The 12,686-nt window shown below is 65.9% G+C and carries 14 protein-coding genes and 1 pseudogene; 5 read left to right on the forward strand and 10 right to left on the reverse strand.

Annotated features, from left to right (window positions below; genetic code table 11):
- Positions 1–4: 4 nt before the first annotated feature.
- The 6 genes and pseudogenes from AC5Y4F_RS10705 to AC5Y4F_RS10730 form a co-directional block, all read right to left on the reverse strand.
- Complete coding sequence (locus AC5Y4F_RS10705) at positions 5–787, reverse strand: enoyl-CoA hydratase/isomerase family protein (protein WP_067934315.1); 783 nt, start codon at positions 785–787, stop codon at positions 5–7.
- Complete coding sequence (locus AC5Y4F_RS10710) at positions 784–1,752, reverse strand: FAD-dependent oxidoreductase (RefSeq protein ID WP_067934313.1); 969 nt, start codon at positions 1,750–1,752, stop codon at positions 784–786. The genes AC5Y4F_RS10705 and AC5Y4F_RS10710 overlap by 4 nt, the downstream gene beginning before the upstream one ends.
- 223 nt (positions 1,753–1,975) lie before the next feature.
- Positions 1,976–2,473: pseudogene (locus AC5Y4F_RS10715) on the reverse strand (Rv1352/Rv1906c domain-containing protein); the annotation flags it as partial.
- 70 nt (positions 2,474–2,543) lie between these two features.
- The gene (locus AC5Y4F_RS10720) at positions 2,544–3,038 is read right to left on the reverse strand and encodes an SRPBCC family protein (RefSeq protein ID WP_499996596.1); all 495 of its coding nucleotides are present in this window, start codon (positions 3,036–3,038) and stop codon (positions 2,544–2,546) included.
- Positions 3,038–3,679: a nitroreductase family protein gene (locus tag AC5Y4F_RS10725; RefSeq protein WP_067934310.1), complete on the reverse strand. Its 642-nt coding sequence runs from the start codon at positions 3,677–3,679 to the stop codon at positions 3,038–3,040. Before AC5Y4F_RS10725 ends, AC5Y4F_RS10720 begins: the two co-directional genes overlap by 1 nt.
- 21 nt (positions 3,680–3,700) lie before the next feature.
- Positions 3,701–4,186, reverse strand: coding sequence for a carboxymuconolactone decarboxylase family protein (locus AC5Y4F_RS10730; RefSeq protein ID WP_231986356.1), 486 nt, complete (start codon positions 4,184–4,186; stop codon positions 3,701–3,703).
- A 113-nt stretch (positions 4,187–4,299) separates the two neighbouring features.
- Here AC5Y4F_RS10730 and AC5Y4F_RS10735 point away from each other — a divergent pair, with 113 nt between their 5' ends.
- The 3 genes from AC5Y4F_RS10735 to AC5Y4F_RS10745 are packed head-to-tail and all read left to right on the forward strand — an operon-like array spanning position 4,300 to position 7,173.
- Entirely contained in the window at positions 4,300–4,989 is a 690-nt protein-coding gene (locus tag AC5Y4F_RS10735) for a hypothetical protein (protein WP_231986361.1), read from the forward strand.
- 9 nt (positions 4,990–4,998) lie between these two features.
- On the forward strand, positions 4,999–6,444 hold the full coding sequence (locus AC5Y4F_RS10740; protein WP_067934305.1) for a class I adenylate-forming enzyme family protein: 1,446 nt from the start codon (positions 4,999–5,001) through the stop codon (positions 6,442–6,444).
- A gap of 15 nt (positions 6,445–6,459) precedes the next feature.
- Positions 6,460–7,173, forward strand: a complete 714-nt coding sequence (locus tag AC5Y4F_RS10745; protein WP_067934303.1) for a hypothetical protein — start codon at positions 6,460–6,462, stop codon at positions 7,171–7,173.
- Here AC5Y4F_RS10745 and AC5Y4F_RS10750 read toward each other — a convergent pair.
- Together AC5Y4F_RS10750 and AC5Y4F_RS10755 are read right to left on the reverse strand one after the other, a co-directional pair.
- Positions 7,167–8,156: an NAD(P)H-dependent flavin oxidoreductase gene (locus tag AC5Y4F_RS10750; protein WP_067934302.1), complete on the reverse strand. Its 990-nt coding sequence runs from the start codon at positions 8,154–8,156 to the stop codon at positions 7,167–7,169. The two genes, AC5Y4F_RS10745 and AC5Y4F_RS10750, sit on opposite strands and share 7 nt — an antisense overlap.
- A complete protein-coding gene (locus tag AC5Y4F_RS10755) occupies positions 8,153–8,545 on the reverse strand; it encodes a tautomerase family protein (protein ID WP_067934300.1) in 393 nt (130 codons plus the stop codon). Before AC5Y4F_RS10755 ends, AC5Y4F_RS10750 begins: the two co-directional genes overlap by 4 nt.
- 106 nt (positions 8,546–8,651) lie before the next feature.
- On the opposite strand from AC5Y4F_RS10755, the gene AC5Y4F_RS10760 reads away from it, so the two are divergent.
- Positions 8,652–9,515, forward strand: a complete 864-nt coding sequence (locus AC5Y4F_RS10760; protein WP_067934297.1) for a LysR family transcriptional regulator — start codon at positions 8,652–8,654, stop codon at positions 9,513–9,515.
- Positions 9,516–9,536: 21 nt separating this feature from the next.
- Here AC5Y4F_RS10760 and AC5Y4F_RS10765 read toward each other — a convergent pair whose 3' ends face one another.
- Entirely contained in the window at positions 9,537–10,136 is a 600-nt protein-coding gene (locus tag AC5Y4F_RS10765) for a TetR/AcrR family transcriptional regulator (RefSeq protein ID WP_067934296.1), read from the reverse strand.
- Positions 10,137–10,245: 109 nt separating this feature from the next.
- On the opposite strand from AC5Y4F_RS10765, the gene AC5Y4F_RS10770 reads away from it, so the two are divergent.
- Positions 10,246–11,823: a phytoene desaturase family protein gene (locus AC5Y4F_RS10770; RefSeq protein ID WP_067934294.1), complete on the forward strand. Its 1,578-nt coding sequence runs from the start codon at positions 10,246–10,248 to the stop codon at positions 11,821–11,823.
- Between the two features lie 4 nt (positions 11,824–11,827).
- Here the strand turns inward: AC5Y4F_RS10770 and AC5Y4F_RS10775 are convergent, their stop codons facing one another.
- The gene (locus AC5Y4F_RS10775) at positions 11,828–12,682 is read right to left on the reverse strand and encodes a lipase family protein (protein ID WP_067934293.1); all 855 of its coding nucleotides are present in this window, start codon (positions 12,680–12,682) and stop codon (positions 11,828–11,830) included.
- Positions 12,683–12,686: the final 4 nt, after the last annotated feature.

Below are 12,686 nucleotides of genomic sequence, written 5' to 3' on the forward strand. Positions count from 1 at the left end.
CGGCTCAGTGGGCCTGCCACCGCGGTGCCCGCTTCTCGGCGAACGCGCGCGGTCCTTCTTTCGCGTCCTCGGTCTCGAAAACGCGGTCGCTGTGCCTGGTTTCGTTGTCGTAGGCCGACGTGAGGTCGAGCGCCAGGCCTTCGACGGCTGACTGCTTCGTGGCGAACACCGCGAGCGGCGCGTTGACCGCGATGCGCGCGGCGAAGTCGTACGCGGTGTCCATCAGTTTGTCCGCCGGGACCACCCGATTGATCAGTCCCATGGCAAGGGCTCGTTCCGCGTCCACCATGTCGGCCGTCAAGAGCAGCTCCATGGCCAATGGGTAGGGCATCTGCCTCGGCAGCCGTACGGTGCTTCCGCCGCCGGCGAAGAGACCGCGCTTGGGCTCCATCACCGCGAAGCGCGCGTCGGGGACGGCAACTCGCACGTCCGTGGACGTCAGCATCTCGAAACCGCCCGCGACGCACGTCCCGTTCACGGCGGCGACGATCGGCTTGTACACCGGGAACCGATGCAGGACGGCGTGGATGGCGTCGTCCTTGTTCCACCCCGGGGGCTTGGGGAGGTCACCGGTGAGTTCCGGGATGAATTTCTTGAGGTCGGCTCCCGTGCAGAAGTCGCGCCCGACCCCCGTGATCACGGCGACCCAGGCCCGATCGTCGTCGCGGAACGCCGCCCACGCGTGGGCCAAGTCGCGAAAATGCGCCATGTCCAATGAGTTTCGCGTCTCGGGACGATTGATCGTGATGGTGGCGATGTGCTCGTCCAGCCGGTAATCGATGCTCACCCGGCTACTCCATCGACCAGGCGCACCACGTCGCGCGCGCAACCCCAGGACAACGTGACGCCGTTGCCGCCGTGACCGTAGTTGTGGATGCACCGCGCCCGCCCCAGCGGCTCGGCTTCCACGCGCACCGAAGGACGGTCGGGGCGCAGTCCAGTGATGACCTCGACCACGTCGGCGTCATTGAGTCGCGGCTCTACGCGGCGGCAGCGCTGCAGGATTCGTTCGGTCACCTCGGGGTCGGCCGTGGCGTCCCAGCGGCCCGGGACGCTGATGCCGCCGCAGACCACCCGCTGCGGATGGGGAAAGTAACAGGTCCATTCCGGACCGCTGTTGAGTTCCAAGAACAATTGCCGCAGACCGGGATTGGTGAGCACCACATGTTGGCCGAACAGCGGCCGCACGGTGTCGTCACCGGTGAGCGCGCCCGCAGCGAGGCCGGCACAGTTGACGACCATTCCGGCGGCGTCGGCGGCCTCGGACAGCGACCGCACGGGATGCTCCTCGACTTCGCAGCCGGCCGCCGCGAGCCGCCGAGTCAGGTAGTCGAGGTAACGGGGCATGTCGATCATCGGCACGGTCGCACGAAATCCGCTACCGAAGCCCTCGGGAATGTCGGCCGGATCGGCCGGTCGCAGATCGGGGATCAGCGGGGCCGCCGACGACATCGCTTCGCCCGCGGTCAGCTCACCGACGGCCAGCGCGGGTGCCAGCTGGACACCGGAGTCGGGGTCCCCGGCGAGATCGGTGAACACTCGCAGCGAGTGCTCGGTCCATCTGAGCGTCTCGGCGGCGCGTTCGGCCGGTCGTGGGGGAGCCCAGACGGCGCCGGCTACCGCCGAGGTCGTCTGCTTCAGCGTCGTCGCGGCCCATACCCGTACCGGCCGGCCGGCCTCGGCCAGACAGATGGCCGACGTCAATCCGCTGACGCCGGCACCGACGACGACAATCCCTTGCGTATGCGCCACGGCGCCACGGTAGCGAAAACAGGGCCGCCGCGGGTCGCGGCGACTTCACATCGACCGCTACCGAGGACGATCAGGAATGTGCGACTTGAGGGGGCGCCGACGTCGCCGGAGCAAGCGGCGCCTGCGGAGCCCGTGACGCGGCCGGCGCCTGGGGAGCTGGGGCTACGGCCGGCGCCTGCGGAGCCGGAGCCACGGCCGGCGCCTGCGGGGCCGGAGCAGCCGATGGCGCCCGCTGGGCGCCCCCACCCAGCAGGCTGTTGAGGATGCCAAGCGTGCCCTGCACCCCAGCGGGCGGCGTCGAGGGGGGCAAAGCAGCGCCCGGCGTCAGCTGCCAGGGCTGGCAGCCGGAAGTCTTGAACGCTTTGTCGCCCGGATCGATCTGGACTACCTGCGGCTTTTTGGACATCGCGTTGTCGATGATGCCGCCGTCCGGGTTGGTCCGCTTCCAGTAGCAGGCGGTATCGCCGGCGGGGCCGCCCGAGCTGTAGATGCCCGGTGCGATGTCGGTCCCCACGGCGTAGATGCCGTCCTTGTCGATGGACGTTTTCGGCGCTGCCGGCGCGGGCGGGGCCCCCGGTGACGGCGCAGCGGCCGGTGCAGGTCCGGGCGCCGGTGCGTCGGTCTCGTCCGGGTCGGCGCTGGCGACGACCGTGGAAGCGGCCCAGCCCGCGACCATCAGGCTCGCAGCAAGCAACCTCGCCACGGTAGGTACTCCATCCATAGAGGTCGAGGGTACCGGGGTCAAGCACCGAATTCATGTCGTTGCGACTCGGCGAGGCGACAAAGAAAGCCTAAACGAGCCGCCGCACCCGGCCCGCGTAACTGAGCGCGCGCTCGTAGGTCTCGAGATTGTCGCGGGAAATCTTGGCGTGGACAGGCCGTTCGAGAAAGAAGCGCAGCACCGGGTTATTGGCGTGATAGGTCTCGTGGAACGTCAGCACGGTGGTGCCATCGGGCTGCTCTTCGAGTTGGTGATAGCCCTCGGCGCGTGACCATAGCGGGGCACCGACCGCGGTGTAGCGCGACAGCTTGTTCAGCTCGGCCTCGGTCACGGTCTCCCACGAGCGCGCCCTTCCGCCGGTCAGCAGATACTTCGGCACTTTGTAGACGCAGGTGCGGACCAGACCTTCGCCGGCCTCGTTGCCCTCGTTGAGGATTTTCATGCTGCCGGTGGGCCATTTGAGAACCCGCGGCCGGGGCGCGTCCGGCGGCACCGGTGGATGCAGCACTCGCCAGACTTTCTTCGGCGGGGCATCGACGTGGAATCGCACGGTGTAGGACTGCATCAGCTTTCTCCGTCAGCCGGTATCCAACTGTTCCAGAACGTGATGGTCTCCGCGGGTGGCCGCTTGGCCGGCCGGAAGTCGGTGCCGACCGTGTAGGCGACGGGGAACAGCGCGGCCTGCGTGACTGTGGGCGGAATGTCGAGCAGTTCGGCGACCTCTTGCTCCTTGAACAGATGCATCGTCGTCCACACCGATCCCAGACCGCGAGAGCGCAGCGCCAGCAGAAAGCTCCAGCCGGCGGGGATGATCGACGCCCAGGCCGCCGCGGCGATGCCCGGTTCCGCGGTGTCGATGCGCTGATTGAGGCAGGGAATGACGTGCACAGGCACGTCGGCCAGCGTCTCGGTCAGGGTCATGGCGCTCTGGTACACCCGCCTTGTTTGCGCGTCGCTCGCGTTGTCGGCGGCGTACGCCAGGTACTGCGCGCCGATGCTCCGGTAGATCTCGGCGATGGCGGCACGCTTGTCGGCATCGGTGACGACCACCCAGCGCCAATCCTGCGTGTTGCTGGCCGTGGGAGCTTGCATCGCCAGCTGGATGCACTCCAGGATCACCTCGCGACCCACCGGGCGGGTCAGGTCGAGGCGTTTACGAACCGACCGCGTCGTGCTCAAAAGTTCGTCGACGGTGGCGATGTCCATTGGTTCCTTCCGGATGAGTGATCAGAGATCGATGGCGCAAGACTGGTCGACGCCCAGCACGCTCAACGAGCGCCCCAGGCCGAGGAAGACCGCAACGCACAGCGTGAGATCCAGGATCTCCTCATCGGAGAACTCGACCCGAAGTCGTTGGAAGAAATCGTCATCGAGCGAGGCGTGGTCGGTGGCGAAGCGTTCGGCGTACTCGATGCAAAGGCGTTGGCGCGGTGTGTATCCCGAGTAGATGGCATACGCGGCGACGTTGTCGTAGAGCTCCGGCGTGACGCCGGCATCCAACACCGACTGAGCTCGGAAGTCCGAACACGCAACGCAATCGTTGATCTGCGCGATGCGCATCCTGGCCAACTCCCGCTCGTCCGCTGGCAGAATGCTCTGCTGATACGCGCCGCGGATCATGCGTTCGACCATCTCACCGAGTTGCGGCCGTAGCGTCCAGATCATGGCGGCTTCGCCGCCGGGGCCGGCCGGCACGTTGAGACGGGCCATCATCGAACTCCTGCCCGGTGAAGTGAAGTACTGAGCTGAGCAAACCAGATCCTGATCGCCGAGGCCAGGCATAGACCAGACAAACGGTTTGGGGTTACCGTCTCGGCGTGCTGTTCATGCACGAGGTGCATAAGGTGCGCGGCCGCTTCGAAGACGACTTCGAGGCCGCGTTTCGGCACGGCTGGATGCCCATGCTCGCCGCGGGCGACGACGCACGGCTCCTGTGGTATGCCGACCACGCCCAAGGCAGTGGCCCGTCCTATACCGTCGTCACCGTCACCGCCGTCAGGGACGGGGCGGCATGGGAGCGCCTTGCACTCCGGGTGCAAGGCGGCGATCTGCAGACATGGATGCGACGACTGGACGAACTGCGGCACGAGGTCGAAGCCAAACTGCTGGTAGCACTCCCATGGTCGCCGCTGCGGAACGTGGCGTTGCACGAGGTACCGGTCGACGGGCGAGAGCACGAACTGAGCCTCTACATGGAAGACACCATGTGGCCCTACCAAGACAAGTTCGAGGAGTACATCGATCGCTGCAGCGAGGTGTATGCCCCAGGCCTCGAAGGGCCCTCCGCAATGCTGGCGATCCAGGCGGCTTTCCAGCCCGCTCTGGGTAGCCACGTTCGCCGCGAGGTCGTCTTGATGCAGCGCATACAGCGGCCCGAGCAACTCCTCGGCCTGCTCCGGACCCGGATTCCCGAGGAATACCGGGCGCCGGGAACCTGGATGCACGACGCTCTGGACCTGCGCGACCAGTGGAACAGCCGGCTGTTGCGCACCTCCGCGTGGTCACCCTTGTACTGAACGGCACGCATGAATATCGGGACGATCCTCGACACGGCCGCGACCCGCGATCCCGACCGGACGGCGCTGATCATCGATGGACAACCCATCGGCTACGGCGAAGTGGCGCATACGGTTCGCCGGTGCGCCGCCGGCCTGGCCGCCGGCGGCGTGCGGGCCGGCCAGCGCGTCGCTGTCCTCGACGGCGGAAGCCTGGTGTCCATCGCGACCCTGCTCGCGGCGCCCCGCATCGGCGCCGCGGCTGCGTTGATGAACCCCGCGTTGACCCCAGCGGAGATCCGCAAGCTCCTCGAAAACGCCGGTTGCGCCGGGGTGGCTGTGGCGGGGGTACCGTATGCCGACCGGCTCCGCGAAGCCGGCGTACCAACGGTGTTGACCCTCGCTGATCTCGTCACGCTCACGGGTAGGGACGGCGGCGAAGCCGTCGACGCCAACGGCGACCGGGACGCCCTCATCCTATTCACCAGCGGCACAACCGGCCTGCCCAAGGCCGTGGGTATCACCAACGCTCAGCTCACCAGACGGATCAAGGGAATGGCGGCGCCATTTCGCGCGCCGACCAAGCCGGCGGTGGGGATGATGTGCGTCCCGTTCTTCCATGTCGGGGGCGCGCTGGGAACGCTTGGCAGCTTGTACTCCGGCAACACGACGGTTATACAGCAGCGATTTGACGCCGGCGAGTGGCTACGCCTGGTGTCAGAGCACCGCGTGACAACCACCTTCATGGTGCCGACCATGCTGCAGCGCATTCTCGACCATCCCGACTTCGCCGGCACGGATTTGACCTCGCTGGTCGCCATCGCCTACGGCGCCGCCGCCGCGCCTGTCAGTTTGGTGCGCAAAGCGATGACCGCGCTTCCACATGTGGCCTTCGCCAACGTATTCGGTCAGACGGAGACACTCGGTGCATACACGACGCTGATGCCGAACGACCACAGCGATCCCGCTCGCGCGGGCTCAGTTGGGCGACCGCTACCCGGAGTCGATGTGCGCGTTGTGGATCCGGACACGGGAAGCGATGTCGAAATCGGAACGGTCGGCGAGTTGTGGGTCAGCACCACCCAGAACGTCACCGCGGGGTGGCTGCGCACCGGCGATCTTGCCCGCCAAGATTCCGACGGCTACATCTTCCCCAGCGGACGGCTCAGCGACACCATCAACCGCGGGGGAGAGAAGTTCGGTCCCATCGAGGTCGAGGAAGCGCTGCGTTCCCACGCCGCAGTGCGCGATGTCGCAGTTGTCGGCATCGCCGACGAGGAACTCGGCCAACGGGTAGGGGCCGCGGTCGTGGTCTGCGCCCCAGTCACCGCCGAGGAGCTGCACGCGCACTGTCGCGGGTTGATCGCTTACTTCAAGTTGCCCGAGCGGATGGCGATCGTCGACGAGATCCCCTACACCTCTACCGGAAAGATCAACCGCCGCGAGCTCGCCGCGCTCATAGTGAATCATTCCTGAAACCTGGGAGTTCGAATGCTTTTCCTGCACGAGACCCACAAAGTGGTCGGCGCGCGCCAAGACGATTTCGAGGCCGCGTACCGCGAGGGCTGGATGCCGACATTGGCCGAGGAGGATGACGCTCGACTGCTCTGGTACACCAACCACGCTCACGGGTCCGGGCTGTCGTACAACGTGGTCACGATCACCGGAATCGTCGACGGCGCGGCCTGGGAGAGACTTGCCCACCGGGCGCACAGCGGTGACCTTCGGTACTGGATGCGCGAGCTGGACAACCTGCGCCACGAAGTGAGCGGCAAGATCCTGTTGCCGGTCTCGTGGTCACCGCTTCAAACCGTCGACCTGGCGACCGTGCCCACCGATGGCTCCACTCACCCTCTGACGCTGTTCATGGAAGACACCGGGTGGCCTTACGCGCCGCTCGACGACTACATCCGCTCCTGGGACGAGATCTACTATCGGCCGCTGTCTCGGGCACCCGCGCGAATGCGAATCCTTGATATTCAGGCCTGCTTCCAAGTCGCCCACGGCAGCTATCGACGGCGAGAAGCCATGCTGTGGCAGAAGATTGACGATTCCAACAACTACGCGGCGCTCGTCCACCTGCTCACCAAGGAGGTGCCGCCCGAGCACCGGGCGCCGGGTAGTTACATGCTCGAGGCTCTGAAGTTTCGAGATCAATGGGAAAGCCGGTTGTTACGCACCTCGGACTGGTCACCACTCTACTGAGGCGAATGTCCCACCCGATTCAGGATACGGGCCGCTTCGGTGACCATGTCGGCGACGATGTCAGCGGCGGGACGGACTTCGTGGATGACCCCCACCCCTTCACCTACAAGTATGGGTGCGGTATCGAAATCGCCTGCAGCTACCGCCCTTTCGTAGGTTGCGACAGTTCGGGGTAGCTGCGCCGAGAGCTCGGCCTCGTTGCCGTGCCAGGTCTTAAGGAAAGCGTTAACCAGCGCCCGCGCGTCGTATCCGGCGGGCCAATCTAGCCGGCGGACAAGGTCGTACACGCGCGTGCGCACGGTGTCGTCCCCGCCTGCGGCCACCGCGCGTTCCTGGGCGCGCCGCGATACCAGCGCCTCCGGCGTCGCCCAGAACCGGGTTCCCACGAGCGCACCATCGGCACCCAGCGCCATCGCGGCCGCCAACCCGCGACCATCGCCGACGCCGCCGGCGGCCACCACCACCGTCTCGGGCGAGCGGTCCGCCACGAAATCGACGACCTCGGGCACCAAGGTGAAAGTCGATCGCGCGCTCATGCCGTGCCCGCCGGCCTCGCCACCTTGAGCGACGACGACTTGTGCCCCGGCGTCCAGGGCGCGGTTCGTCTGGTCCAGGTTTTGCACCTGCGCGATCAGCGGAACGTCGGCGGCGTGGATGCGACCGGCGAAAGGCCGTAAGTCGCCGAACGACAGCATCACGGCCGCCGGCTGCTGGGCCAGAGCGATGTCGAGGACTCCCGGGTTTTGGGCGAGGCTCCAGGTGATGAAACCGTATCCGACTCGGGTACCTTCGGCCCGGTCGATCTGGGATCGCAGCCATTCCGCGTCGGGATAGCCTCCGCCGACAAGGCCCAGGCCGCCCGCCTGCGTTACCGCCGCCGCGAGTCGCCCCCCGGAGATCAAGGCCATCGGCGCGAGCAGTATCGGCTGCTCGATCCCGAACAGCTCGGTGAGGCGTGTGGTCAAATTCGCGCTGGCGCTCACGTGAGCTCACCGGTGAGGAACTGCGCCCGACCGTGGCCGAAAGACCAGTCCTCGTCGTCGTTTTCGGTGACCGAAACGATCAGGTCGGCAGGGTCGAGCCGGCACCGGTCGGCGAGGCGGGATGCCAGCAGCTCATAAAACTTCTGTTTGAGCTCGCGCGGACGCCGCCGGCTCACCACGTGCACGATCACCTGGCTAGCTGAGCGCTCGATGCCGAGGCCCGTGTCCAGCGTGACGATCTCGTGGCCCGGGTGGGTGCGCACCACCTGGTAGCGATCCCGCTGCGGAACTCCGAACGCTTCGACAACGGTCTCGTGGATCGCGTCCAAAAGTGCCCGGGTCTGGGCGGGTGTACGACCCTCGATGACGTCGATATACAACAACGGCATTGTTCCTCCTGCATAAAGCGCGCGTTGCGCCTTCCTTGCAACCGACGTTAGGGCCGCGGGAATCCCGCGTGAAATGCCGCCTGTAGGGTATCTATGCTCGTCAGGCATGGACGTGCTCCAGGCCGGCCGAGTCGAGTTACGCCATCTCCGCGCATTCGAAGCGGTGGCGCGCCTCGCATCATTTACGCGGGCCGCCCAGGAACTCAACATCACACAGCCCGCGCTGAGTCGCACCATCCAGCAGCTCGAGGACGCGCTCGAAGCGACATTGCTGGATCGGAGCTCGCGGCAGGTAGCGGCCACCCAGGCCGGGCGGGTTTTCCTCGATCACGTCGAACGGGTCCTCGCCGAGTTGGGCCGCGGTGTCGACGCCGTGCGGCACCAGGCGAGTATCCGCCTCGGGTTCAGCTGGCTGTTGCCCGATCCGTGGGCGCAGGACACCGTCGCGCGATTCGAACGGGCCGCCCGGACCGCCGTCAACCTGGTCCGCACCGATGATGCGCTCGATGCGGTCCAGCAGCGCAGGGTTGACGTCGCCGTGGTGCGCGGGCACGTGACGTCGACCGCCGTTCGAATCGTGCACCTTTTCGACGAGCCGCGAGTGGCGGTGTGTTCGGTGCATTCGCCCCTGGCAGAGCGGGCCGAGCTCGACTGGGCCGAGGTGCCACGATGGCCGCTCGTGGTCAACACTGCCAGTGGCACCACCGGGCCCTGGTCGTGGCCCGCGGGCGCGGGTCCCGAAACCGTGGTCGAGACAACAAATTTCGATGAGTGGATCGAATCTGTCGCGGCCGACCGGGGGGTCGGGGTCATCCCCGACGTCGCCATCAGACGCAACATTCACCCGGGCGTGCGGTTCATCGCGCTGCGGGGTGCTCCCGACATTCCCGTCGTCCTGGCGTTTCCGAAGCGGGCCAACAGCCCCGTACTTCGCCGCTTCATCGAGGCAGCCGTCGACGCCGCGCGGTGACCGATTCGCCGAGTCGCCAGCTCAGGCAAGTGCAGCCAGGCCTGAGCGCACCAGCTTCAGGCTCGCGGTCACGTCTGCGCCGAGGTCGCCGGCACAACCGCTGCGGCCCCAATTCTCCACTGCCGCAACGAGAGCCGCGGCGAGCACGGAGCCTGCGACCTCGGCGGCCAGATCGATGTTCGCCAGACCCGGATTCCGCTCTCTGACGAAATCGGTGAGCACCCGGGCGAACGAGGACTGCACGACCCGCAGATGCCCGGCAATCCGCTCGGCGCTGATCAGCTCCGCACGAGCGGTCGCGGCTTGGCGCACCACTTCGAGGTCGTGTGGGAAGGCGGCAACGCTGGCCAAAACCGCGTCGAACAGCGATTCCGTGGGCGGCCGCTGGGCCAGCGCTTCGGCCAGCCACTCCAGCTGGGTCTCGTAGTCCTGAAAAAGCACGGCTTCCTTGGTCGGAAAATGCCGGAAGAAGGTGCGTTCGGTGACACCGGCTGCGCGGGCCAGCTCGGTGACGGTGACATTCGCAAACCCCTTGTGGGCGAAGCTCTTCAACGCCGCTTGGCGAAGTGCCTCGTGCGTCGATCGTCGTCGTTGTTGATGACGGTTGCCCGGGGGGGTCATATCAGCGGTGATCGTATCCCAGGCGAGCAGGCACGACTGACATCTTCCAATTATGTCAGTACTGACATAACCTTAGGCAGCGGTTCCCGATCGAGACGAGGTCAAGGTCATGACCAATACCGACTACGACGCAATCGTGGTGGGCGCCGGGCACAACGGGCTGACCGCGGCGGCGATCTTGCAACGCGCAGGCCTGCGCACCATATGCCTGGAAGCCAACACCTACGCGGGCGGCATGGCCGCTACGGTCGAGTTGATCGATGGTTTCCGGTACGAGATCGCCGGTTCGGTGCAGTTTCCAATGGCGAGCGAACTTACCAAGGACCTCGGACTGGACACGCTGCCGGCGGTGGAGCCCGACGTGATGTCAACCAACATCGGCGAGCACGGCGAAGAGCCCATGATCTTCTACCGGGACCCAATGCGGCTGATGACCCATCTGGGCGAGAAGCATGGGATGGAAGCGGTCACCGGCATGGCCGAACTTATCGGCTGGAGTCAGGGCCCGGCGAAAGCGCTGGGCCGCTTCGACGTCCGGCGACCGCCGAAGAGTCTCGACGAGATGTACGCCTGCGCGGCCAACGAGGCCGAACGTCGGGCGATTCACGACATGTTGTTCGGCTCGGCCATGGACGTGATCGACCGCTACCTGCCCGACAAACACAAGCACGCGGTCATGCGTGGGATGCTGGCTTTCCTGGCCGTAAACTCGACCTACCGCGGCCCGTACACACCGGGCAGCGCAACCTGTTTGGCCTTTGCATTAGCTGTGCCCCAAGACGACGCGACGAGCACTGCGATGATGACCAAGCTGAAGGGTGGCATCGGCGCCCTCACCGAACACCTGCGTGAGCTCTTCATTGCCCACGGCGGCGAGATGCGGTTGCGCACCAAGGCCGAGCAAATCCTGATCGACCAAGACAAAGTGACCGGCGTGCGGCTGCGAGACGGGTCGACGGTCTCGGCGCCGATCGTGGTGTCCAACCTGTCGCCCGATATCACCCTCACCCAATTGATCACACCCGAACACGTTCCGGCACAGCTGCTCTCGCGCGTCTCCGGCCGCGATCACCGGGCGTCATTCATCCAGATCCACTTCGCCCTCGACGGGCTGCCCGAGTTCGCCCCGCCGTACGATTTCCTCAACGCCGACGGCATGCAACAGTCGGTCGGAATCTTCGGGTCACCCGAATCCCAACAGCTGCACTGGGAGAACTGCCGGCGGGGCATCGTTCCGGACAACCCGTCGATGGGAATGCAGATCCCATCGGTGCACGATCCCGCCATGGCGCCGCCCGGCAAGCACGCGGCGAGCGTATTCGCCTACGCCTTCCCGGTCGAAGTCAGCCGCGACCAACACGGGCGTCTCAAAAACGAGATGGCGCAACGCGTCATCGACAAAATCACTCGACTCGCGCCGAATTTCGAGGATATCGTGATTCGCCACATTACGTTTGCGCCCTACCACATGAACACCATGTTCGGCGCGCCCTCGGGCGACTTCTGTCACGGGCTGCTGCACCCCGACCTGATGGGGCCAAACCGGCCGGGCCCGAAAGGCTTCCTCGATATGCCCATCGGGATCCACGGCCTGTATCTCGCCGGCGCCGGATGCCATGGCGGACCGGGCATCACCTTCACTCCCGGTTACAACGCCGCCTATCAGGCGCTCGACGACATGGCCTGACCTGTCAGGGTTTGCAGGCGGCTTCCAGGGGAAGCACGGGACCACCGGATTGCAGGGACAGCAGGTACAGGTAGGTCGCGAGCGAATGTTCGCAGGACACTGTGTACTTGACGAGAGCCTTGGGCGGCAGTGGCAACCATCTGATCGGGTTCAGCTCGATCGGATTGAGCACGTGCTCATAGCCGATGGGCGGGGGCAGGTCGGGGATGATGTCCAGCCGGTTTGCGATGCGATAGGAGTTCTTGACCACCTGGTCGTAGGTGCCCGCAAACAACGAATCGCCGGTGCGCGGACTGCCGTAGCTGTAAACGGCCGGGTCGGTAAACGTTGTGTTCGCGGCCATGTCAAGGGCGAGCAGTGTCGCCAGTGCCCCTCCCAGGCTGTACCCGCAGATTGTCACGGACCCGACGGGTTGAGGGAACGCAAGTTTCGCCAGCGCGTTCACCACCGTCGGCGAACCCGGCGCGACTGCCGTCCTCAGCGACTCGTACATGTCGGTGAAGCCGTCTTCTGTATGGCCGGCGCCGGCCAGAAATGGGCACGGCACTTGGAGAAAGTCAACGTCGTGGATCCACTCCAGCCATCCTTCGGTGCCGCGGATCGCGATCGCGACGTCGCCCGTTTTGTTCTCCTGGCAGATCAGCCCGATCGATACTTCGTCGTCAGCTCGACTCGAATCCATGTCGGTTGCCAGATCGTTGGCGTAGATCGTGGTGACCACGGTGTAGTCAACGCCGCCAGCGCTCAGTGCCTGGCCCGCCTTGTTCGTCAGATCGCCGGGCGGCGTCGCGTACGTCGCGTTGACGAGCTGGGCGAATTGTATTGCCTTCGTGACGTTTAACGGCGATTGCGTTGGCATGGCT

This window comes from Mycobacterium sp. NGS56 (genome assembly GCF_059812425.1).

Bases quoted from the DNA above. Each gene is read 5' to 3' on its own strand.
- AC5Y4F_RS10720 (WP_499996596.1), bottom strand. From the start codon at position 3,038: ATGCAGTCCTACACCGTGCGATTCCACGTCGATGCCCCGCCGAAGAAA.
- AC5Y4F_RS10725 (WP_067934310.1), bottom strand. From the start codon at position 3,679: ATGGACATCGCCACCGTCGACGAACTTTTGAGCACGACGCGGTCGGTT.
- AC5Y4F_RS10730 (WP_231986356.1), bottom strand. From the start codon at position 4,186: ATGATGGCCCGTCTCAACGTGCCGGCCGGCCCCGGCGGCGAAGCCGCC.
- AC5Y4F_RS10735 (WP_231986361.1), top strand. From the start codon at position 4,300: ATGCACGAGGTGCATAAGGTGCGCGGCCGCTTCGAAGACGACTTCGAG.
- AC5Y4F_RS10740 (WP_067934305.1), top strand. From the start codon at position 4,999: ATGAATATCGGGACGATCCTCGACACGGCCGCGACCCGCGATCCCGAC.
- AC5Y4F_RS10745 (WP_067934303.1), top strand. From the start codon at position 6,460: ATGCTTTTCCTGCACGAGACCCACAAAGTGGTCGGCGCGCGCCAAGAC.
- AC5Y4F_RS10755 (WP_067934300.1), bottom strand. From the start codon at position 8,545: ATGCCGTTGTTGTATATCGACGTCATCGAGGGTCGTACACCCGCCCAG.
- AC5Y4F_RS10760 (WP_067934297.1), top strand. From the start codon at position 8,652: ATGGACGTGCTCCAGGCCGGCCGAGTCGAGTTACGCCATCTCCGCGCA.
- AC5Y4F_RS10765 (WP_067934296.1), bottom strand. From the start codon at position 10,136: ATGACCCCCCCGGGCAACCGTCATCAACAACGACGACGATCGACGCAC.
- AC5Y4F_RS10770 (WP_067934294.1), top strand. From the start codon at position 10,246: ATGACCAATACCGACTACGACGCAATCGTGGTGGGCGCCGGGCACAAC.
- AC5Y4F_RS10775 (WP_067934293.1), bottom strand. From the start codon at position 12,682: ATGCCAACGCAATCGCCGTTAAACGTCACGAAGGCAATACAATTCGCC.